Here is a 20,004-nt window from a genome sequence, read left to right as displayed (position 1 = left end):
ATGCCCGCAGAGCGCCTGCACAACCAGCTCGAACCCCCAGGCCTGCTCGCGCAGTTCGCGGCCCATCCTCCCGAGGGCTTCGCACTGCTGCAGGACTGGCCGGCGCCGGCCTTCACGGCGCCCTTCGATCTTCTGACCACGGCGGACGACGCGCTCAAGGCGCGTCTTTTGTCGTTGCCCGGTGGCGGCTGGCTGTCGCGCCGGCTGCGCCTGTCCACCGACTTCGTGGGCACCACGGTCAGCGAGTACGCCGTGCTGCCCATGGGCATCCCTGCCGCCCAGCAGGCTGCCGCGCTGCGTGCGCGCGCAGGCCGGCGCATGCTGACCATCGTCAAGGACCTGCCCCAGGATTCCCCGCTGCTGCCGGACGCCGACAACGCCCATGCACGGGCGCTGGCGCAGGCCCTGGCCGATGCGGGCTTCATCCTGGTCGAAGGCCAGGCCCTGGCCCATGTGCCCATCGACTTTTCCAGCCTGGACGAGTACCTTGCGCGCCTGTCCAGGAGCCGCCGCCAGAACCTGCGCCGCAAGCTCAAAAGCCGCGCGCAGCTGCAGGTGCAGCGCATTCCCACGGGCGCGGCCTTTGCCGATGACGCCTGCGTCGATGCCTACTACGCGCTGTTCGATGCGGTGTATGCGCAAAGCGAGATCCACTTCGACAGGCTCACGCGCGATTTCTTCGCGGCCGTGCTGCGCGATGCAGGCAACGGCGGCCTCGTCTTCGAGTACCGCGCGCTGCAGGACGACGGCGCGCCCGGCGCGCTGCTGGGCTGGAACCTGTGCTTCGAGCACGGCGGCAAGCTGATCGACAAGTACATCGGCCTGTCCTACCCGGCCGCACGCGAGGCCAACCTCTACTTCGTGAGCTGGATGGTCAACCTCGAATACGCCATCGAACGCGGCCTGAGCCACTACGTGGCCGGCTGGACCGACCCCGAGGTCAAGGCCCAGCTGGGCGCCAGCTTCACCTTCACGCAGCATGCGGTCTTCATCCGCAATCCGCTGCTGCGCGCACTGGGCCGGCGCTTTGCCGGCCACTTCGAAAGCGATCGCCAATGGAGCGAACAGAACTGAATGCCCAGCCGGTCGTGCTGGATGTGGATGGCTCGGTGGGGTCCTTGCCCGGCGAGCTGCGCCTGCCGCTGCAGCACTGGCAGGAGCAGGTGCGCTTCGGCTGCGGCCTGCGGCGCTTCGCGCGGTTCCGCGCGGCGCTCGATGCGCAACTGCCCGCCGCGCATGGCACGGCCCTCATGGGCAGCGGCGACTTCCACCATCTGAGCTGGCCGCTGATCGAGCGCTGCATCGCGGCGCGGGCCCTGTCCTCAGGCCGGCCGCTGCGCGTGGTCGTGCTGGACAACCACCCCGACAACATGCGCTTTCCCTGGGGCGTGCACTGCGGCTCCTGGGTGCGCCGCGTGGCCCTGCATCCGGCCGTCTCGCATGTGCACGTGGCCGGCATCACCTCCGGCGACATCGGCCGCGCGCACGCCTGGGAGAACTACCTCACGCCGCTGCGCGCCGGCCGCCTGAGCTACTGGAGCGCGGGCGTGGACACGGGCTGGGCGCGCCGCCTGGGCGTGGACTCGGCCTTTCGCAGCTTTGCCAGCGTGGCCGAGCTGTCGCGCACGCTGGCGCGCATGCTGCGCGAGCAGGCCCAGCCCACCTACCTGAGCATCGACAAGGACGTGTTCGCGCCCGAGGTGGTGCGCACCAACTGGGACCAGGGCCGCATGCTGGAGAGCGAAGCCATGGACATCATTGGCGCGCTGTCCGGCCAGATCGTGGGCAGCGACATCACGGGCGATGTGTCTTCCTGGCGCTACGCGACCTGGTGGAAGCGCTGGATGAGCGCGGGTGACGGCCAGGACACGCAGATCGGCGCGCAGACGCTGGCCACCTGGCAACTGGGCCAGCATGCGTTCAACGAGCGCCTGGTGGAGCGTCTGCAGCAGGCCGGCTGAGGCCCCACCGGAGCTGCGGCGACCGGTGCTGCGAGGTCAGGCGGCGGCCTGCTTCATGGCGCTTTCCAGCACCTGGACCAGATCGCCAAAGCGCGCGTCGTCGAACCACAGGCTGTTGCCCACCGCCACCAGGCGCTGCGCCCAGTCGCGCCCCTGGTCCACCCCGTCCTGGCGTGCCAGGCCCAGCACATGGTCGTAGCGGCCATAGTCGGGCAGCACATGGACGAAGGGCAGCGACAAACCCCAGCCCCGCCCCCATTGCGCGCGCAGCAGCGCATCGCGCGTGGCAGCATCGCGCAGGCGCAGCAGCAGCACGGGCCAGACGCCTTGCGCACCCGGCACGGTGTCGCCCACCACCTCGATGCCATCGATGGCCGACAGCCAGGCGCCGCGCTCACGCGCCTGACGCAGCAGTTGCTGCTGGAAGTCCGCCAGCCGCGCCAGTGCGCGCCGGCCCACGCGGCGGCGCCAGGCGCCCAGTTCATGGCGGGCAATGGCGTCGTCGAAATCATCGCCGGCGGCCTGCACCCAGTCGCTGCGCGACAGCGCATCGCGCAGGGGGCGGCCATAGGCCAGGTCCAGCCCGGCGGGGCGGTACAGCGCCGCATAGCCCAGCAGCTCCAGGCTGCGGCGCAACTCCCAGCCCCGGTCCTGGCGCACGCTGGCTGCATGTGTCTCGCGCAGTGCCTCGCGCAGCGCGGGGTCGCGCGCCAGCAGCACGCCGCCCTCGAAGGTGGTCAGGCCCTTGCCCACGGCCAGGCTGTAGAAGCCCGCATCGCCCTGCCAGCCCACGGGCTCGCCGCGCAGGCGCGCGCCCAGGGCCTGGGCCGCGTCCTCCACCACCCAGGCACCCACAGCGCGCGCGCAGTCCAGGGCCGTGTCCACGTCGGCCACGCGGCCGCACAGATGCGTGGGCAGCACGGCCAGCGTGCGTTCGCTGCACAGCGCTCGCAGATGGTGGCGGCTCATGTCCAGCGTGTCGGGGCGCAGGTCGCACAGGCGCAGCTGCAGGCCGCAGTGCGCCACGGCCAGGGCCACCAGCGGGCAGGTATAGGCGGGGGCGATGACTTCGCTGCGGCCCGGCGCCAGGCGGCGCAGGGTCTGCAGCGCCACCATCAGCGCCGAGGTGCCAGAGCATTCAAGCTGCACGGCGGGCACGCCCAGCCACTGCGCCAGCGCCGTCGCCAGGTCCGCGTCGCCCCAGGGCAGCAGGTCGGCCGCGCGCAGTGGCAGGCCCGCCGTGGGCGGCAGCATGCGTTCAGCCACGGTGCGTGCCGTGCTCGGCCGAGGCCGCCAGATGCGCGGCACCCGCGCTGGCCGAACCCGCGCCCGGATTGCCGCCCGCATGGCCCGGCGTGTCGTCGTCTGCGCCGGGCCCCTCGGCCTCCTGCGTCTCGCTGACCGCCAGGCAGGCGATGCCGGCCACGATGAACAGGCAGCCGATGATCTGGGGCATGCCTATGCGCTCGTCGAACAGCCAGTACGACAGCGCCAGCACGGAAAGAATCTCCAGATGCGATGCCGCAAAGGCCGGGCCGATGGGCGCGCGCTTGAGCAAGGTCATCCACGAGAAAAAGGCGCCGATGTAACCCACGAAGGCGCCATAGATCCAGGGCTGGCCGAACACGCGCGCCAGCCAGTCCACCGAGAACTCCAGCGGCAGCGCCGCATTGCCGGCCTGCTTGAAGCTCAGCTGGGCCAGCGTGTCGAAGGCCATGAGCACCAGAAAGCCGATGAAATAAAAGCGCTTCATTTCAATGCAGGCCCACGATGGCGACGCCTATGGACACGAGGACAATTCCGGCGACCCGCATGGGTGCCAGCTTCTCGGCAAACAGCAGCCGGCCCGCGATCATGATGGCCACGATATTGATGGAGCCCAGCAGCACACCTTCGGACAGCGGCACCAGCGAGAGAAAGGCCAGCCACAGCACGAACTCGGCCACATAGCAGCCCACGCCCAGCCACAGCCAGGGCCTGGAGGCCATGAAGCGCCAGCGCGCCAGTCCGTCCAGATCACCGGGCTGGCTGGCAGCGGCCTTGAAGGCCAGCTGGCCGCCGCTGTCCACCAGCACGTTCAGCACCCACAGCGTGATGACCAGCGGCGAGAGATCACTGCCCATGCGGCGCAGCCTCCACAGCCCGGCCTTCGCGGGGGGCGGCACCGCTGGCGATGCGCGCCACGAACTCGGTGGTGCGCGCGATCACGGTGCGGCGGTCGCGGTCGATGGTGACCATGTGGTAGCTGTTGTCCAGCAGCACCAGCTCGACATGGGCCTGGCTGGCGCCGTGCACGATGTCGTGGGCGTTGGCCACCGACGAGATGTCGTCGTTGCGCGCATGGATGACCAGGCAGGGCGAGCGCAGCTGGGGCAGGCGCGCCAGCACGTGGGCCGAGAGGCGGCGCAGCTCGATGATGGACCACCAGGGATTGCCCGGCAGGCCGGCCGCCGCGCTGTCGCCCGAGTGCATCTGCTCGACCACGCGTGCGCGCAGCGCCTCGTCTTTGATGCCGTAGGGCGGCTGCTCCATGAACACGCTGCGGCGGCCAATGCCCAGCGCGCGGAACAGCGGCAGCAAAAAGGCCAGGCGCGTGTAGAAGGGGATGCTCCAGCCGTCGTAGCGGAAGGTGGTGGACAGGGCGCAGACGCCGTCCACCTTGTCGGGATGACGCTGGGCCACGGCCAGCGAGAGCACGGCGCCCATGGACAGGCCGCCGACCACCACATGGTCCACATGCTGCGACAGCCGCTGCAGGCCGCCTTCCACGCTGGCCAGCCAGTCGGTCCAGCGCGTGTCCACGAGATCTTCCATGCTGCCGCAATGGCCGGCCAGCTGGACCGCATAGACGGTGAAGCCCTGCTTGTTCAGCCCCTTGGCCAGCAGGCGCATCTCGGCCGGCGTGCCCGTGAGCCCGTGCACCAGCAGCACGCCGGTGCGCGCGGCAGCGCCCGTGCCGGGCATGACGAATTCATGCTCGGTCACGCAGACGCTGTCCAGCCCCGTGGCAGGCTCGCTGCGCTGAACCAGGGAGAGCCCATCACTCAAATTCATGTCAATTTTCCATGACGCTGCGCGTCGCCCTCTGTCCATGAAAATGGCGTGCCCCGAAGCCAGAGACACCAAGGAAGGGCCTGGGCCGGCCGCGCCGCCCCGCACCGAAGGTGTCGTCCCCCTTGGGGGGCGCCGTGCAACGGGAAGGAGCGAAGCGACTCAGGGGGTGGTATGTCATGCCAGCGCCTCCAGGCCCAGGACGACCTTGTCGAGCAAGGCCGTGGCCTGCTCGAAATGCTCGAAGGGCGCATGGGCGATGCCCCGGCTTTCGCAGTGGGCGATCAGCTTGTACTTGGCCAGCACGAAGTCGGCGCGGCCCGAGACGCAGAAGTCCGAGGTGCTGTCGCCCACATAGAGCACGCGGCCATGCTGGGCCTGCTGCTCGGCCAGGCGCTCGCACTTGCAGTTGCCGCTGGCGCGCGCGCACTGCGCGCTGGCCCAGGGCGAGTCCAGGCGCCAGCTGCGCTCGCCGGTCGGCACCAGACGGTTGGCGATGACCTGCAGATGGCCCAGGCCATGGCGCTCCAGCACATGGCGTATGGCGTAGTCGATGCCGTCGCTGACCACCTGCACCACCATGCCGTGGGCCTGGGCGGCCGCCACGAAGCCGGCGAAGCCGGGATCGATCTCGATGGTGTCCAGGTGGGCGCGCAGCTCGGCCTCGTCCATGTCCAGCAGCGCGACCTGGCCCTTCATGCATTCGCGCGAGCCGATCTCGCCGCGCTCCCAGGCGTCTTCCAGCTCCTGCCAGCCGGGCTTGCCGAAGCGGTTGAGCAGGGTGTCGGTCACGTCCAGCAGGCTGATCGTGCCGTCGAAATCGCTTTGCACCATCCAGCCGGGCGCGGCGGTGTCCAGATACAGGGGAATGCGCTTATTCATGGAACTGCACCCTTACGTTTTGGCCCACGCGCACGGCGGCGGCGGGAGCTTGCTCGAAGACCAGCACACATTCGATGACACGCACCGGCCCGCGCTGCTGGTCGTCCTGCAGCCGCGCCGTGCCATAGACGGGGCTGATGCGCAGCACGCGTGCCGAAGGCAGCTGCTGCTGTGCGGAGCCATCGGCATCCAGCGTCACCGTGGCCCGCATGCCTTCGCGCACGGCGGCGGCGAAGCTTTCGTTGATTTCGGCGCGCACCTGCAGCGGGCGCTGCGGCAGCAGCACCACGGCCGGCGTGCCGGGCACGGCCTGGCTGCCCGCGTGGGTGGCCAGGCGCACCACGGTGCCGGCCTCGGGCGCGCGCAGTTCCTGGCGCTTGTTCTGGGCGCGCAATTGTTCGAGCTTGCGCTGCGCCACCTGGGCCTCGGCCGCGGCCACGTCGATCTCGGCCTGGGCATCGCGCAGCGCCTGCGCGGCCTCGTCCACGTTCTGCGCATCGGCGGCGCCCTCGCGGGCCGCTGCCTGCCAGCGCGCCAGGGTCTGCTTGAGCTGGGGCAGGCGCGCGGCGCGTGCCTTCTGGCGGGCCTTGGCCAGTTGGGCCTCAGACTCGGCCACGGCCAGGTCGGCCTGGCCGGTCTCGTCGGCCAGCCTCAGCAGCAACTGGCCGCGCTGCACGGACTGGCCTTCCTTGACGGACAGCTGCTGCACCACGCCGGCCACGGCGGGCGACAGGTCCAGCAGCCCGCCTTCCACCTCGATCTTGCCGCGCGCCACGGCCACGGCCGCCGGGCCGCTTTGCTGCGCCCTGGAGCTGGCCTGGCCCGCATTGGCGGGCGCATCGTGCGAAGGACCGCAGCCCGCCAGCAGCGCGGCGGCGGCCAGCGCCGCAGCCAGTCCGGCAGTGGAAGCGGCAAGGCCGCTCAGGGGGTGCTTCATTGTTTTTCCTTCAACGGGGAGGTCTGGCGCCAGTCGCTGCGGATGGCGCCGTCCTCCATGCCGAGCACGCGGTCGGCATGGCGCACCAGGCGCGGGTCATGGCTCACGCACAGCACGGTCGTGCCATGGTTGCGCGCCGCGCGGTGCAGGATGTCGATGACGCGCTGGCCGCTTTCGGCATCCAGCGCACTCGTGGGTTCGTCGGCGAACAGCAGCTGCGGCGCCTTGGCCATGGCGCGCGCAATGGCCACGCGCTGCTTTTCGCCGCCCGACAGTTCGGCCGGGCGCATGTGGGCGCGGTGGGACAGGCCGACCTCGTCCAGCGCCTGCTGCGCGCGGCGCAGGGCCTCGTCGCTGCGCAGGCCCATGTAGCCCAGGGGCAACTGCACCTGCTCGATGGCCGTCAGTGCCGGGAACAGGTTGAAGCCCTGGAAGACGAAGCCCGTGTGGCGCAGGCGAAACTTCTCCAGCGCCCGCGTGCCCAGCTTACCCAGGTCCTCGCCCAGCGCCATGGCGTAGCCGCTGTCCGGCGCCTGCAGGCCCGACATCAGCGACAGCAGGGTGCTCTTGCCGCAGCCCGATGGGCCAGAGATCAGGCTCAGTTCGCCCGCGTACAGCGATACCGACAGGCCCTGCAGCACCTGCACGCTGACCATGCCCGACAGGAAGGACTTGCACAGCCGCACGGCCTCCAGGCTGGGCGCCGTGCGAGGCACCGCCGTGGGCGCGGGGGAAGAGGCATTCATCACGTTCATGGTGTCTGGAAGTCTTCAGCGCAGCAGCGTGGCCGGGTCGGCGCGCAGCAGGCTGCGCATGGCGCCCAGGCCCGACAGCAGGGACAGCACGGCCACCAGCACGGCACAGGCCAGCACGGCCGATGCGTTCAGCGCCACGGGCACGCGGTAGGCCGTGGCCACGGCCAGCAGCACGGCGCTGGCCAGCGCGGCCATCACGAAGCCCAGGCCGCCGATCCAGCAGGCCTGCTCCACCACCACGCGGCCCAGGGCCGCGCGGCTCACGCCCAGCGCGTTGAGCACGGCGTACTCGCGCGACGAGGCAGCCACCACAGCCTTGAGCGACTGGCTGGTGACCACCGAGCCCACCAGGCAGACGATGACGGCCATGAACAGCACGCCCGCGCCGGCGCCCGTGTCGAACATCCAGTAGCGCTGCGAGCGCCGCGCGAATTCCTTGGCTGTCCATGCCTCGTAGGGGCCGAAGCTGGGCGTGGACTGGTTCAGGCGCTGCTGGACGGCCTTGGCCGAGGCGCCGGGGCGCACGCGCGCCACGAAGTAGGTGCTGCCCTGGCCCGGGTCACCGGCAATCTCGCGCGCCGTGGCCAGCGAGGCCAGCACGTTCACGCCGCCCAGGCCGCGCAGCCCGTCCACGGCGGCCACCACCTGCACGCGGTGGTTGTTGACCCAGGCCACGCCGCCCTCGCTGGCGCCCAGCGTCTGCAGGTCGGCCCGGTCCACGATCACGGCGCCGGGTTCGCGCAGGCGCTGCCGCTGCCAGGGCTGGAGCACGCGGGAAAACAGCATGGAGGCATCATCGGTGGCAATGCCGGACAGGTAGACCGACACGCCGCCGCCGTGTTCGCTGGCCGCGCCGCCGGCCGGCGTGCTGGAGCGCCAGTCGCCATCGACCCAGACGTAGGGCTCGACGGCAGTGATGTCCGGGTCCATGCGCAGGCGCATGTCCACGTCGCGGCCGATGGTGCGGCCGAAATTCACGCTCTGCGTGCCCGGGTAGCCGATCCACAGATCGGCCGAGGACGCCGTCACATACAGCGCGGCCGATCCGAAGATGCCCAGCACCAGCGCGGCCTGCATGGCCAGCAGCACGCCGGAGAAGCCCACCGCGAAGACGGAGGGAATGAACCGGCGCCACTCGTGCACCAGCGTCTTGCGCGCCAGCGCGATCATGAGGATGCCCCCTGAGCCACGGGCGCAGGGCCGTTGCCGGAATCGTCCTCCGGCCTGTCCTCGGCAGGCAGCGGCGCGCCGCCCAGGGCCTTGTACAGCGCCACATAGGCCAGGGCATGGGCGGCCAGGGCGGTGGTCTGCTCGCTGCGCGCCTGCAATGCGGCGCGCCGGGACGCCAGACCACCGAACTCGCTGTCCAGGCCCAGCTTCTGGCGCTGGTGCTGCACGCGTTCGCGCTCGGCCAGCACCTGTTGCGAGTCCTGCAGCGCGGCGATGCGCTGGCGCTGGGCACCGATGGCGGCCAGGGCGGATTCGACCTCGGCCACGCCGTCCAGCACGCTCTGGCGGTAGCCCTGGATGGCAGCCTGCAGCGCCAGCTCGCTGGCATCGGCCTGCGAGCGGCGGCGGCCCCAGTCGAACAGGGGAATGTCGATCTGCGGCCCGAAGGTGGGCGCGTTGTCCTGCGTCGTGCGCAGGTTCTGGGTGATGTTGAACGAATACAGCAGCGAGCCGCCGATCACGAAGCGCGGGTACAGCGCCGCTTGCGCAATGCCCTGCTCGGCTGCGGCGCGTTCCACGCCGGCCTGCGCCACCTGGATGTCGGGGCGCGTGCGCAGCAGGTCGGCCGGAAGGACCGCCACGCCCAGCGCCTGCGGGCCAGGCAGCGGCGCTGTCGCATCGGCCTGCAGCCATTGCGCATCGGGCCGCGTGCGGCCCAGCAGTGCGGCCAGCATGTGGGCGCTGCGGGCCTGGGTTTCACGCAGGCCCGCACGCAGGGCAGCGCTCTGGCCGGCCTGCAGCTGCAGCTGGCGCACGGCCTCGGCCGTGCCCAGGCGCTGCTGCTGGCGCACCTGGGCCAGTTGCAGGGCACGCGCATCCAGCTGCGCCTGCTCGTCGATCAGGGCCAGCTGGCGCTGGGCCATACGGATGTCCAGGTAGCGGTGCACCACGTCGGCCACCAGGGCCACGCGCGCTGCCTGCAGGCGGCCCCGTGCATCGAGCACGGCAGCTGCGGCATTGCGCTCGCCGGCCTCGCGGGCGCCGAACAGGCCCAGGTCCCAGCTCACGTCGATGCTGGCGTGGAAATACGAGTCGATGGCTGCGATGTCCTGCAGCGTGCGCGCACCGGCCGTGAACACGGGCCGGAAGGCAGCGCCGGCCGTGCCCGCCAGCAGCCGCTGCTGGCGCAGGCGCGACTGGGCCTGGGACAGATCGAGGTTGGCGGCCAGCGCCTCCTCGACCAGGGTGTTGAGGGATTCATCGCCCCAGGCCTTCCACCAGCCCTGCAGGTCGGGTGCGGCGGTCGAGACAGATGCGCCCGGCGCGGCGGCGGGCAGGGGCTGTGTCCACTGCGCAGGCACCGAGCCGTCGAGCTGTGCCGGGGGCGGCGATGAGCAGCCGGCCAGCGCCAGGGCGGCGCCCAGGCACAGGCTGGAGAGGCGTTGCGTCGCGGCGGCGTGGTTCACGGGATGGACAGGCGGGAGGGGATGATCGAGGGGGAGGACCGGGAAAACGAGGCCAGGGAACCATGTCCCCGGATAGCCATTGGACGCGGCCAAGCTTGCGCGAGGTTGCAGGCTTTATGGAGGAAACATGGAGAACGCGGCGCCGTGCGCAAGCCTCTCTTGCCCATCCCGGGCGGGAGTCAGTCGCGGACCGCGCCAGATTACCGCGGACTCGGATGATTCCGAGTTTATTTTCAGAACACTCCGATTCCAATGCCGCATACAGGTCGGTATATTGACCGGATATCGCGCCCGGTGCCGCCTGTCCCAAGGACATTGATCCATATCTTCCTGGCTGGAGTCCACAGCATGCCTTTCACAGCCATCTTGCGCCATGCATTGGCCATGCCGCTCCTCTTGATTTTCTTCATGGCCCCTATTTCATCCTGGGCCCGTTGTTCCTCCCAGGGCTGGAATGCCCAGTTTCCGGGTTCGGCCAACACCCCCACCATCGTCAATGAAAATTATCCGATTGGCAGCGTTGTCTATTCCAGGACAATGGCTTTGCAAAATACCGGGGCCGGCAGCTACCACATTTCTTGCGACAATGATTTTTATTACATAGAAGGCATTGGAACGGAAAGCGGTGGAATATATTCCACCTCCATTCCCAACCTGGGCATGAGAATCACGTGGGAAAGAGCCGCGCCTTATTCCGGGTCCATGCTGAAACAGGGCATATTCCATTCACTGCCAAGCAACAACATGACCATCGAGCTCGTGAAAACCGGGGAACTCACATCTGGCGGTTTCCTGAATGGCAGCTTCGCACGAATCTACTCTGGGACCAGCAATGCCCGTGACTTGCTGGCCACGGTATTCTTTTCGAGTGGCATCACCGTCAACGTCAGCAGCCGCCCCAGGCCGCCGACCTGCCGGGTGTCCACGGGCAAGATCGACGTGGCCATGGCCCCCGCCCCGTTCGCCGATTTCAAGGGAATCGGGACCGTCACGGCAGCCAAGGACTTCAGCATCGAGTTGACCTGCGCGGGAGGCGAAGCCAATACACGCCTGACCGCCTTCATCACGCTGACGGACGCCACCCAGGCCACCAACCGATCGAGCACGCTGACGCTGGCCCAAAACTCCAAGGCCCGGGGTGTCGGCATACAGGTACTGAGAAACAACGTGCCCGTGAGCTTCGGCCCCGACTCCGGCAGCCTGGGCAATGCCAACCAATGGAATGCGGGCCAGGTCGCACAGGGGCAGAACAGCCTGAAGATTCCGCTGAGCGCGCGCCTGGTGCAGACAGCCGGCAGCGTGACACCTGGCGTGGCCTATGGCAGGGCGACCTTCACGATGAGCTACCAATAGCCGCTGATGGGACTGCAGGAAATGAACAGCGCCAGCCTTGCGCGCGATTGCAGACTTCGTGGAGCCAATATGGAGGGCTGCGGCTCGCAGGGCATCGCACCATAATGTGCGCTTGGCCCTGCCAGCTTTCCCATGAACTCCACAGCACAGCCAACGGCAACCACCCCCCTCGTGCTCGTCGTCGAAGACGAGCCCGCCATCGCCAGCATCCTGACGGCCTATCTCGAGCGGGACGGGCTGCGTTCGCGCATGGCCTCGGACGGGCAGGAGGCGCTGCAGCTGTTCCGCCAGCTGCGGCCCGACCTGGTGCTGCTGGACATCCACCTGCCCGGCATGGATGGCATCGACGTGCTGCGCGCCATCCGCGATGACAGCCAGACGCCCGTGATCATGGTCACGGCCCTGGCCGACGATGTGGACAAGCTGCTGGCCCTGCGCCTTGGCGCCGACGACTACGTGGTCAAGCCCTTCAATCCGCCCGAGGTCGTGGCCCGCGTGCGCGCCGTGCTGCGCCGCACCCAGGCACGCAAGAACCCGGCGCCCGCACCCATCCGCGTGGGCCCCATCGAGATCGATACCGAGGCGCACAGCGCCGTGGTCTACGACAACGAGGGCCGCGCCCTGCCGCTGCCCCTGACGCTGACCGAGTTCCGCCTGCTGGCCTGCCTGGCGGCCCAGCCCCGGCGCTGCTTCTCGCGCTCCCACCTGATCGAGCACTGCCTGCCCGAGAGCGATGCGCTGGAGCGCGTCATCGACTCGCACCTGTCCAAGCTGCGCCGCAAGCTGCAGCTGGCCGGCCAGGAAGGCCTGATCGAAACCGTGCGTGGCATCGGCTACCGGCTATGGCCCTGGGACTGAGGCCCAACCGCATCTGGGTGCGCTTCGGCCTGTGGATCACGGCCACCGTGCTCAGCACCATCGCCCTGCTGGCCATCGGCGTGCTGGTGTTCTCGGAAATCCAGTACCGCGACTTCTACAACAGCCTGCCGCCGGCCGTGCAGATCGAGCTGGACGAACTCAACGCCCAGTCGCTGGAGGACAGCCCGCGCGCCATGCAGATCTATGGCCAGTACTGGACGGGCGATCTGCTGTTCGGCGAGAAATGGTCGCTGGTCATCGGCCTGCTGGTGTGCCTGCCCTTCGGACTGGCCGTGGGCTTTTGGGTGTCTCGCCTGGTGACGCGGCCGCTGGCGTCCATGGTCGAGGTGGCCAAGCGCGTGGAGCTGGGCGACTTCAGCGCGCGCGCCCTGCCCGGCAAGGCCCACGGCGAGATGGCCGAGATGGTGGTGGCCTTCAACCGCATGATCGATTCGCTGGAGACGCTGGAGACCGAGCGCCGCGCCACGGCGGCCTCGATCTCGCATGAGCTGCGCACGCCGCTGACGGTGCTGCAGGCGCGACTGCATGCCATCTGCGATGGCGTCATCGCGGCGGACGACACCGAATTGAACACCCTGCTGTCCCAGGTCGAGCACCTGGGCCGGCTGGTGGACGACCTGCACACGCTGTCCATGGCCGATGCAGGCCAGCTCTCGCTGCAAAAGCAGCGCATGGACCTGACCCTGCTGGTGGCCGAGACGCTGGACCAGCTCCACCCCCAGCTGCAGCAGCACGGCATGCAGCTGGACCTGTCCCTGCCCGGCCCCACCGACGAAGGCATGACCGACATCCGCGCCGATGCCGACCGCATGCGCCAGATCCTCTCCAACCTGGTCAGCAACGCCATGCGCCATGCGGCCAGCGGCGCCTGGCTGGGCGTGGCGCTCACGGTGGAGTCCGATATCGAAGGCCGCGCCTGGACCGTGCTGCGCATCAGCGATGCAGGCCCCGGCCTGCCCAGCGAGCTGCGCGCCCATCCCTTCCAGCGCTTTGCCCAGGTGCCCGGCAAGCGCCGCCGCGAGGGTTCTGGCCTGGGCCTGTCCATCGTCAAGGCGCTGACACTGTCCCAGGGCGGCAGCGTGGAGGCCGACGATTCCGAGCGGGGCGGCGCCCGCTTCACGCTGCGCTTTCCGCGCATCTGAGTCTCGGGCCCCTGGGCCCTGAGGGACTACGCAGCCTGCGCCTTGCGCAGCAGCGCATGAATGGCCCAGCCCAGCGGCTCGCGCAGTTGCTGCGGCGTCTGCTGCGGCCCCAGCGCCAGCAGCGACTGCGACACCCAGCCATAGGTCATCGTGTGCAGCAGCCGCGCCAGGGGCTGGGCCGGCTCGGGCAACGGCGGATCGCAGTCCTGCAGCGCCATGGCCCACAGCTGCACATAGGCCTGGTAGTGGCGCCGGAAGGGCTCGGGCGCGGACACCTTGCGCTCGAGCATGAACAGCGCAGCCCACATCGGCGCCTCGCGCGCAATGCCGTCCACCAAGGTGTCCAGCAGCCGGTCCACGCGCGTGGCCGGCGCCATGCCGGCGCATCCCTGCAGCGTCTGCAGTCCCTGGGCATGCAGGGTCTGCACCTGACGGTGGATGCACATGGCCGCCAGCGTGTCCATGTTGCCGAAGTATTCGTAGAAGGTGCCCAGGCCCACGCCGGCCACGGCCGCCACCTCGCGCACCGTGGTGCGCTCGTAGCCCTGCTCGATCACAAGCCGAACAAAGGCGTCCTGCAGCGCCTGCGAGGTGGCCTGCGCGCGCGATTGCAGGGGGCGGCGCCGCACTTTGGGCGGCTGCGGCTGCTGCCTTGAAACCCGAACACCTTTGCTGGGCATTTTTCCTAGACTTTTGCGTTGGTTGAGACCCAAGATCACGGAGACACGCATGAGCACCGGCCAGACTTTGCAGACACGGCACACCTGGAACACGCACGACGTCCTGAACCAGGTCGACGAACTCACCGACTTCAACCTGCTGGAGGCCGACCCCGCCCTGGCCGTGGCCCTGCAGCGCAGCGGCGCTGCGCGCCACATCCCTTCGCTGTCGCGCTATGCGCAGCAGCTGGGCGAGCGCGCCACCTGGGAGCTGGCCGAGCAGGCCAACCGCCACACGCCAGAGCTGCACCGCTTCGACGCACGCGGCCGCATCATCGACGCCGTGGAGTTCCACCCGAGCTGGCATGCGCTGCTGGGACTATACCGGCAGCAGGGGCTGATCTCCCTGCCCTTCGAGGACAGCAGCGCGGGCCGCTGGAGCGCCTGGGCCGCAGGTTTCTACCTGCATGGCCAGGTCGAACAGGGCACGCTGTGCCCGGCCACCATGACCACGGCCGCCATCCCGCTGCTGCAAAAGGAACCGGCGCTGTGGCAGCAGCTGCAGGGCAAGCTGTTCAGCCACGAATACGATCCGCGTGACCTGCCCGTGGCCGACAAGGCATCGATGTGGCTGGGCATGGGCATGACCGAGAAGCAGGGCGGCTCCGACGTGCGCGCCAACACCACGGTGGCCATGCCGGTGTACGCCGGCGGGCGTGGCGGCGAGTACCTGCTGCGCGGCCACAAGTGGTTCTTCTCGGCCCCCATGTGCGATGCCCACTTGGTGGTGGCGCGCATGGGGGAAGGCGGTGGGCAGGCCTGCTTCTACGTACCGCGCTGGCGCCCCGACGGCACAAAGAATGCGGTGCGCGTGCAGCGCCTGAAGGACAAGGTCGGCAACCGCAGCAACTCCAGCAGCGAGGTGGAGTTCGAGGACGCCTGGGGCATCCTGATGGGCGAGGAAGGCCGGGGCATTCCCACCATCATCGAGATGGCCACCTACACGCGCCTGAACTGCGTGCTGGGCAGCGCCGCCATCCTGCGCTCGGCCACGGTGCAGGCCCTGGCCTATGCGCGCCGGCGCAGCGTCTTCGGCAAGCGGCTGGCCGAGCAGCCGCTGATGCGCAGCGTGCTTGCCGATCTGGCGCTGGAGAGCGAGGCCGCGCTGCAGATCGCCATGCGCCTGGCCCAGGCCTATGAGCGTGGAGGCGACGAGGGTGATCCGCTGGAACGCGCCTGGAAACGCATCATGACGCCGGCGGCCAAGTTCTGGGTCTGCAAGCGCGGCGTGGAGCTGACGGGCGAGGCCATGGAGGTGCTGGGGGGCAACGGCTATGTGGACACGGGCGTGATGGCGCGCCTGTTCCGCGAGGCGCCCGTGAACTCGATCTGGGAAGGCTCGGGCAACGTCATGTGCCTGGACGTGCTGCGCGCCATCTCGCGCGAGCCCGACGGCGCGCAGCTGCTGCTGCAGGACCTGACCGACACGGCAGCGGGCGAGCCCGCGCTGCTGCAGCAGGCGCAATCGCTGGCACGGCGCCTGTCCGGCCCACCTGACCAGCTCGAGGCCCAGGCACGCCGCCTGGTGCAGGACCTGGTGCTGCTGGCCCAGGCCTGCCTGCTGCGCCGCCATGCGCCGCCCGCCATGGCCGACGGCTTCATCGCCACGCGCCTGGGGGCGCAGCAGGGCGCCATGGTGGCGGGCGCCTTCGATCCCGCAGGCCTGGACATTGCCGCCATCCTTCAGCGCGCGCTGCCCGCCTGAAGTGGCCGCCGGCCCGCCACACAACAAAGCACAAGGAGACAAGACATGAACCTGCTCGACGCCTTCGACAGCGCCGTGCGCAAGACGCCTGCCAAGGCCTTTCTGCGCGACCGCGGCGCCTCCATCAGCTATGCCGACATGCAGCGGCGCTCGCAGCGCGCTGCCGCCGTCCTCCAGGCCCAGGGCGTGGGCCGGGGCGATACCGTGGCCCTGATGTGCCTGAACACGCCGGGCTTTGTCGAAGCCCTGTTCGGCGCCTGGCGCCTGGGCGCCGCGCTGGTGCCCGTCAACCACAAGCTGCAGGCGCCCGAGCTGCAGTACATCCTCGGCCACGCGCAGTGCAAGGCCCTGGTGTTTGACGCCGCACTCGCGCCCGTGGTCGCCGCCGCGCCACACCCCTGCGCCCGCCTTGTGACCGAGGCGCAAGAGGCCGTCCCGGGTGTCCAGGACTGGGACACGCTGGTGGCGGCCGCCAGGCCCCTGGAAGGCGCGCGGCCCGCCGATGGCGACATCGCCCAGGTGCTCTACACCTCCGGCACCACGGGCCGGCCCAAGGGCTGCCTGCTGAGCCACCGCGCCGTCACGCTGGCGGCGATCACGGCCGCGCTGGGCCTGTCCATCACGCGCGAGGAACGCACGCTGATGGCCATGCCCATCTGGCATTCCTCGCCGCTCAACAACTGGTTTGGCGGCACGCTGTACATGGGCGGCACCGTGGTGCTGCTGCGCGAGTACCACCCGCAGCATTTCCTGCAGGCCGTGCAGGACGAGGGCGTGACGCTGTACTTCGGCGCCCCCGTCTCCTACTTCGCGCCGCTGCAGATGCTGCCCGACTTTGCCCGCTACGACCTGAGCAGCGTGCGCGCCTGGGTCTACGGCGGCGGCCCCATCGGCGCCGACATGGCTCGCAAGCTGGCCACGGCCTACCGCAGCGACCGCTTCTACCAGGTCTACGGCATGACCGAGACCGGCCCCACGGGCACCACGCTCTACCCCGAGGAGCAGGTGGAGCGCGCAGGCTCCATAGGCCGCGTGGCCTTGCCCGGCGTGGACATGCGCCTGGTGCGCGACGACGGCGAGGATGCCGGCCCGGGCGACACCGGCGAGATCTGGCTGCGCACCGGCAGCGTGATGGACGGCTACCTGCACGACGCCCAGGCCACGGCCGCCGCCCTCGCGCCCGGCGGCTGGTACCGCACGGGCGATCTTGCGCGCCTGGACGACGCGGGCTATCTCTTCATCGTGGACCGGACCAAGGACATGGTCATCACAGGGGGCGAGAACGTTTATTCCAAGGAGGTGGAGGATGCGATCTCGGCCCATCCCCAGGTCGCCGACGTCGCCGTCGTGGGCCGGCCCCACCCCGAATGGGGCGAGACCGTCGTCGCCCACGTGGTGACGCGCGGCGAGGCCGCGCCGGAGGCCGAGGCACTGCAGCAGTTCCTGGCCGACAGGCTGGCGCGCTACAAGATCCCGCGTGAATTCGTCTTTGCGGCCAGCCTGCCGCGCACGCCCACAGGCAAGCTGCAGAAGTTTCTGCTGCGTCAGGAGCGCAGCGCCCCCTGAGGCGCCGGCCTCCTGCGTGGCCTGCTTCGCGGCCTACTTGGCGGCCTACTTCGCGGCCTTGAAATCCGACTCGCTCATGCCGCGCCGCCAATAGGCCACGACCAGCTGCTCGTGCTTTTCCAGACCGCGCTCCTCGCGCGCCCACTGGCGCACGGCCTGGGCGGTGTCGAATTCGCCAGCGGCCCAGACGAAGCGGCTGGCGGGATGACCGGCCAACGCATCCGGCCAGCGCACGGCGCGCAGCGCGTCGATCAGCAGCGTGGTGGTGCCGGCCTCGGCAGCGCCCCGGTGCAGCCAGTGCCATTGCAGGCCTGCGGGCGCCTGCACGGGCTGCTCGTCCTGCGGACCCTGGACCTCGGCAAACACATGGCCGCGCGTGTGCGCCGGCAGGGCGGCCGCAATGCGCAGCATGGCGGGCAGGCCGGTGTCGTCGCCGGCCAGCAGCATCCAGTCGGCCGGGGTGGCCGTGCGCCCGCCGGGGCCGGTCATGCCGATGCGCTGGCCCGGCTGGGCGCGCGCGGCCCAGGCCGACCCGGGGCCGGCGTCCTCGTGCAGCACGAAGTCCACGTCGATCCATCCGTTGGCGCCGTCTTGGGCCATTCCCATCGCACGCATGGTGTACGTGCGCATGTCCAGGCGCATGTCACCCTCCGGCAGGCGCAGCAGGCCGCTGGCCGACAGCGTGGGCCATTCGGGCTCGGTCACGCCCGGCTGCGGAAACAGCAGCTTGACGTGGATGTGGGTGTCCTGCGCATAGCGCGCCATGTCGTCGCAGGCAAAGCGCACGCGGCGCATGTGCGGCGTGAGATCGCGCACGGCCAGCACCTGCAGCACGCGGAAGGCCGGCGGGCGCTGCAGCGCGGCGCCGTCACCCTCCCAGGCCAGGGAGCCGTCGGCGGCGCCCGTGGCCTCCAGCAGCAGGTGGGCCAGCATGAGCTTCATGTCCTGCAGCAGCTCCACGCCGGGTGCCGCCACCTCGGCATGCACCTGCCGGCCCTCCAGCCACAGCTGGCCCCGGCCGCCTTCGTAGTCGGCCACCCAGCGCGTGCCTTCGCGGCGCACGGTGATGTCGTGCTCCTGCATGTGCCCGACGATGGCGGCAATGGCTTCGTCGGGCCTGTCCATGTGCACCGAGGTGCGCGCCTGCAGCTGTGTCATTCGCGTATGTCCTTTCTTTTGCCAGATTGCAGCACCGCCTGGCGCAAGCAGGCTTTGCGGCAGGCCTGCCGATGTTTGCGCCACGCGCCAAAGACGCCCGCCGGGCGTCAGACCCGGGCACGCACCAGCTTGGGAGAGATGCCGAAGCGGCGCTTGAAGGCCGTGGAAAAGTTGGCCGCGCTGGAATAGCCGGCCCCATGCGCGACCTCGGCCACGCTGCAGCCCGTCTGCTCCAGCGCGGCCCAGGCGCGCGCCAGCCGCTGCTCGCGCCGGTACTCGTCGATGCTGGAGCCATAGGCCAGGCGGAACTGGCGCTGCAGCGCACTGGCGCTCAGGCCCACTTCGCGTGCGATCTCGGCCAGCGTGCGGCAGCCGTCGCCGCCGCTGTCCAGCAGGGCCTTGAGGCGCGCCATGCGCCGGTGCTCGCGTACGCCCAGCACGCCCGGCACGGTCTGCGCCGGATCGGGCTCGGGCACCTCGAGGGACTGCACGGCCTCGTGCACCAGCTCCAGCGTGCGGCTGGCCAGCAGCAGGGGCGCCGAGCCCTCGCGTGCCAGCTGGATGATCTGCTCGGCCACCGCCACGGCGCGCGGCGAGGGCTGCCAGGGCCGTATGGCCAGCAATTGCTGCTCCATCCAGTGCTGCAGCAGCGGCGGCGCCGCCATGGGCAGGGTCTGTGCGGCAAACCACTGCGGCTGCACGGTGATGCTGAGCTTGCGCTCGAACTTGCCGCGCCGCCACTGCCGCATGAACATGTCGCCGGGCCGCGTGTGGATGACGGCCCCGCAGGCCTGCACATGGGCACCGGCGGCGCTGGCGGGCGCCACCTGCAGCTGCAGGCCCTGGTTGCCGAAGGCCACGTCCACGCACCCCTCCAGCAGCACGACCATGTGCAGGCCCGGCACGGCCGGCGAACGCGTGCTCATGGTGCGCAGGTCGCGGGCTTCCACGCCATGCAGCCACAAGCCGGGCTGGACCTGCCAGGCCTGCAGGTGCCCGGCCAGCAGCGCATCCTGCGCCGTGACCTCGGCATCGAGGATGCGGTAGTCGGGCCCGCTGAAGTCACAGGCACGCAGCGTGCCCCGCCCCAGCCAGCGCGGAGGGCGTGCAGGTGTTTGGACAGAGGAGAAAGCCATGGCCAGCCGGAGCGGTGCGCGCCCCACAGACAAGAATGATTCTTATTTTATGAAAGCCCCCTGCACCACGCTGGCTGCGGGGAATCCATTGCATGGCCTGGCGCGGGCAGGCCCGCGTGTGCGC

General features: G+C 69.9%; 19 protein-coding genes. 7 read left to right on the top strand and 12 right to left on the bottom strand.

All coding sequences use genetic code 11. The annotated features are described in order from the left end of the window. Together ACRSCF_RS00630 and ACRSCF_RS00625 are read left to right on the top strand one after the other, a co-directional pair. Nucleotides 1-1,074 (top strand): GNAT family N-acetyltransferase, encoded by a 1,074-nt coding sequence (locus ACRSCF_RS00630; protein WP_244387703.1) that lies wholly within the window; start codon nucleotides 1-3, stop codon nucleotides 1,072-1,074. After that, entirely contained in the window at nucleotides 1,056-1,961 is a 906-nt protein-coding gene (locus ACRSCF_RS00625) for an arginase family protein (RefSeq protein WP_016447368.1), read from the top strand. The genes ACRSCF_RS00630 and ACRSCF_RS00625 overlap by 19 nt, the downstream gene beginning before the upstream one ends. 36 nt (nucleotides 1,962-1,997) lie before the next feature. Here ACRSCF_RS00625 and ACRSCF_RS00620 read toward each other — a convergent pair whose 3' ends face one another. The 9 genes from ACRSCF_RS00620 to ACRSCF_RS00580 form a co-directional block, all read right to left on the bottom strand. Then, nucleotides 1,998-3,227 (bottom strand): DegT/DnrJ/EryC1/StrS family aminotransferase, encoded by a 1,230-nt coding sequence (locus tag ACRSCF_RS00620; protein ID WP_244387702.1) that lies wholly within the window; start codon nucleotides 3,225-3,227, stop codon nucleotides 1,998-2,000. After that, entirely contained in the window at nucleotides 3,220-3,714 is a 495-nt protein-coding gene (locus ACRSCF_RS00615) for a DMT family transporter (protein WP_016452234.1), read from the bottom strand. Before ACRSCF_RS00615 ends, ACRSCF_RS00620 begins: the two co-directional genes overlap by 8 nt. Before the next feature lies 1 nt (nucleotide 3,715). Further along, complete coding sequence (locus tag ACRSCF_RS00610; RefSeq protein WP_012202070.1) at nucleotides 3,716-4,084, bottom strand: EamA family transporter; 369 nt, start codon at nucleotides 4,082-4,084, stop codon at nucleotides 3,716-3,718. Beyond that, nucleotides 4,074-5,015: an alpha/beta hydrolase gene (locus ACRSCF_RS00605; RefSeq protein WP_016447365.1), complete on the bottom strand. Its 942-nt coding sequence runs from the start codon at nucleotides 5,013-5,015 to the stop codon at nucleotides 4,074-4,076. The genes ACRSCF_RS00610 and ACRSCF_RS00605 overlap by 11 nt, the downstream gene beginning before the upstream one ends. Nucleotides 5,016-5,189: 174 nt before the next feature. Next, complete coding sequence (locus tag ACRSCF_RS00600) at nucleotides 5,190-5,894, bottom strand: MtnX-like HAD-IB family phosphatase (protein WP_016452236.1); 705 nt, start codon at nucleotides 5,892-5,894, stop codon at nucleotides 5,190-5,192. Continuing rightward, nucleotides 5,887-6,831: an HlyD family secretion protein gene (locus ACRSCF_RS00595; RefSeq protein ID WP_244387701.1), complete on the bottom strand. Its 945-nt coding sequence runs from the start codon at nucleotides 6,829-6,831 to the stop codon at nucleotides 5,887-5,889. Before ACRSCF_RS00595 ends, ACRSCF_RS00600 begins: the two co-directional genes overlap by 8 nt. After that, complete coding sequence (locus ACRSCF_RS00590; RefSeq protein ID WP_016447362.1) at nucleotides 6,828-7,586, bottom strand: ABC transporter ATP-binding protein; 759 nt, start codon at nucleotides 7,584-7,586, stop codon at nucleotides 6,828-6,830. The genes ACRSCF_RS00595 and ACRSCF_RS00590 overlap by 4 nt, the downstream gene beginning before the upstream one ends. A gap of 15 nt (nucleotides 7,587-7,601) precedes the next feature. Then, entirely contained in the window at nucleotides 7,602-8,756 is a 1,155-nt protein-coding gene (locus tag ACRSCF_RS00585) for an ABC transporter permease (RefSeq protein ID WP_016447361.1), read from the bottom strand. Further along, nucleotides 8,753-10,222 carry an efflux transporter outer membrane subunit gene (locus tag ACRSCF_RS00580; RefSeq protein ID WP_244387700.1) on the bottom strand — a complete coding sequence of 490 codons (1,470 nt, stop codon included), beginning with the start codon at nucleotides 10,220-10,222 and terminating at the stop codon, nucleotides 8,753-8,755. Before ACRSCF_RS00580 ends, ACRSCF_RS00585 begins: the two co-directional genes overlap by 4 nt. Before the next feature lie 348 nt (nucleotides 10,223-10,570). Between ACRSCF_RS00580 and ACRSCF_RS00575 the strand changes: the two genes are divergently transcribed. The 3 genes from ACRSCF_RS00575 (at nucleotide 10,571) to ACRSCF_RS00565 (ending at nucleotide 13,596) form a co-directional block, all read left to right on the top strand. Beyond that, on the top strand, nucleotides 10,571-11,575 hold the full coding sequence (locus ACRSCF_RS00575) for a fimbrial protein (RefSeq protein ID WP_034365836.1): 1,005 nt from the start codon (nucleotides 10,571-10,573) through the stop codon (nucleotides 11,573-11,575). A 132-nt stretch (nucleotides 11,576-11,707) separates the two neighbouring features. Then, complete coding sequence (locus ACRSCF_RS00570) at nucleotides 11,708-12,433, top strand: response regulator (protein ID WP_016447358.1); 726 nt, start codon at nucleotides 11,708-11,710, stop codon at nucleotides 12,431-12,433. Further along, the gene (locus tag ACRSCF_RS00565; RefSeq protein WP_016452240.1) at nucleotides 12,418-13,596 is read left to right on the top strand and encodes a sensor histidine kinase; all 1,179 of its coding nucleotides are present in this window, start codon (nucleotides 12,418-12,420) and stop codon (nucleotides 13,594-13,596) included. The genes ACRSCF_RS00570 and ACRSCF_RS00565 overlap by 16 nt, the downstream gene beginning before the upstream one ends. Nucleotides 13,597-13,622: 26 nt before the next feature. Here ACRSCF_RS00565 and ACRSCF_RS00560 read toward each other — a convergent pair whose 3' ends face one another. Further along, entirely contained in the window at nucleotides 13,623-14,276 is a 654-nt protein-coding gene (locus ACRSCF_RS00560) for a TetR/AcrR family transcriptional regulator (protein ID WP_034365839.1), read from the bottom strand. A gap of 49 nt (nucleotides 14,277-14,325) precedes the next feature. Here ACRSCF_RS00560 and ACRSCF_RS00555 point away from each other — a divergent pair, with 49 nt between their 5' ends. After that, the gene (locus ACRSCF_RS00555) at nucleotides 14,326-16,020 is read left to right on the top strand and encodes an acyl-CoA dehydrogenase family protein (RefSeq protein WP_432675178.1); all 1,695 of its coding nucleotides are present in this window, start codon (nucleotides 14,326-14,328) and stop codon (nucleotides 16,018-16,020) included. 45 nt (nucleotides 16,021-16,065) lie between these two features. After that, complete coding sequence (locus ACRSCF_RS00550; RefSeq protein WP_244387698.1) at nucleotides 16,066-17,586, top strand: class I adenylate-forming enzyme family protein; 1,521 nt, start codon at nucleotides 16,066-16,068, stop codon at nucleotides 17,584-17,586. 45 nt (nucleotides 17,587-17,631) lie between these two features. Here the strand turns inward: ACRSCF_RS00550 and ACRSCF_RS00545 are convergent, their stop codons facing one another. Further along, nucleotides 17,632-18,744, bottom strand: a complete 1,113-nt coding sequence (locus tag ACRSCF_RS00545; protein WP_017405671.1) for a siderophore-interacting protein — start codon at nucleotides 18,742-18,744, stop codon at nucleotides 17,632-17,634. A gap of 107 nt (nucleotides 18,745-18,851) precedes the next feature. Further along, complete coding sequence (locus ACRSCF_RS00540) at nucleotides 18,852-19,880, bottom strand: helix-turn-helix transcriptional regulator (RefSeq protein ID WP_016452245.1); 1,029 nt, start codon at nucleotides 19,878-19,880, stop codon at nucleotides 18,852-18,854. Between the last annotated feature and the right edge of the window lie 124 nt (nucleotides 19,881-20,004).

This window comes from Delftia sp. 11MD (assembly GCF_050907895.1).
In the GTDB taxonomy this organism is placed as follows: domain Bacteria; phylum Pseudomonadota; class Gammaproteobacteria; order Burkholderiales; family Burkholderiaceae_C; genus Comamonas; species Comamonas tsuruhatensis.
Note: the sequence above shows the minus strand (reverse complement) of the source record. Positions and strands in the feature narration are given on the sequence as shown.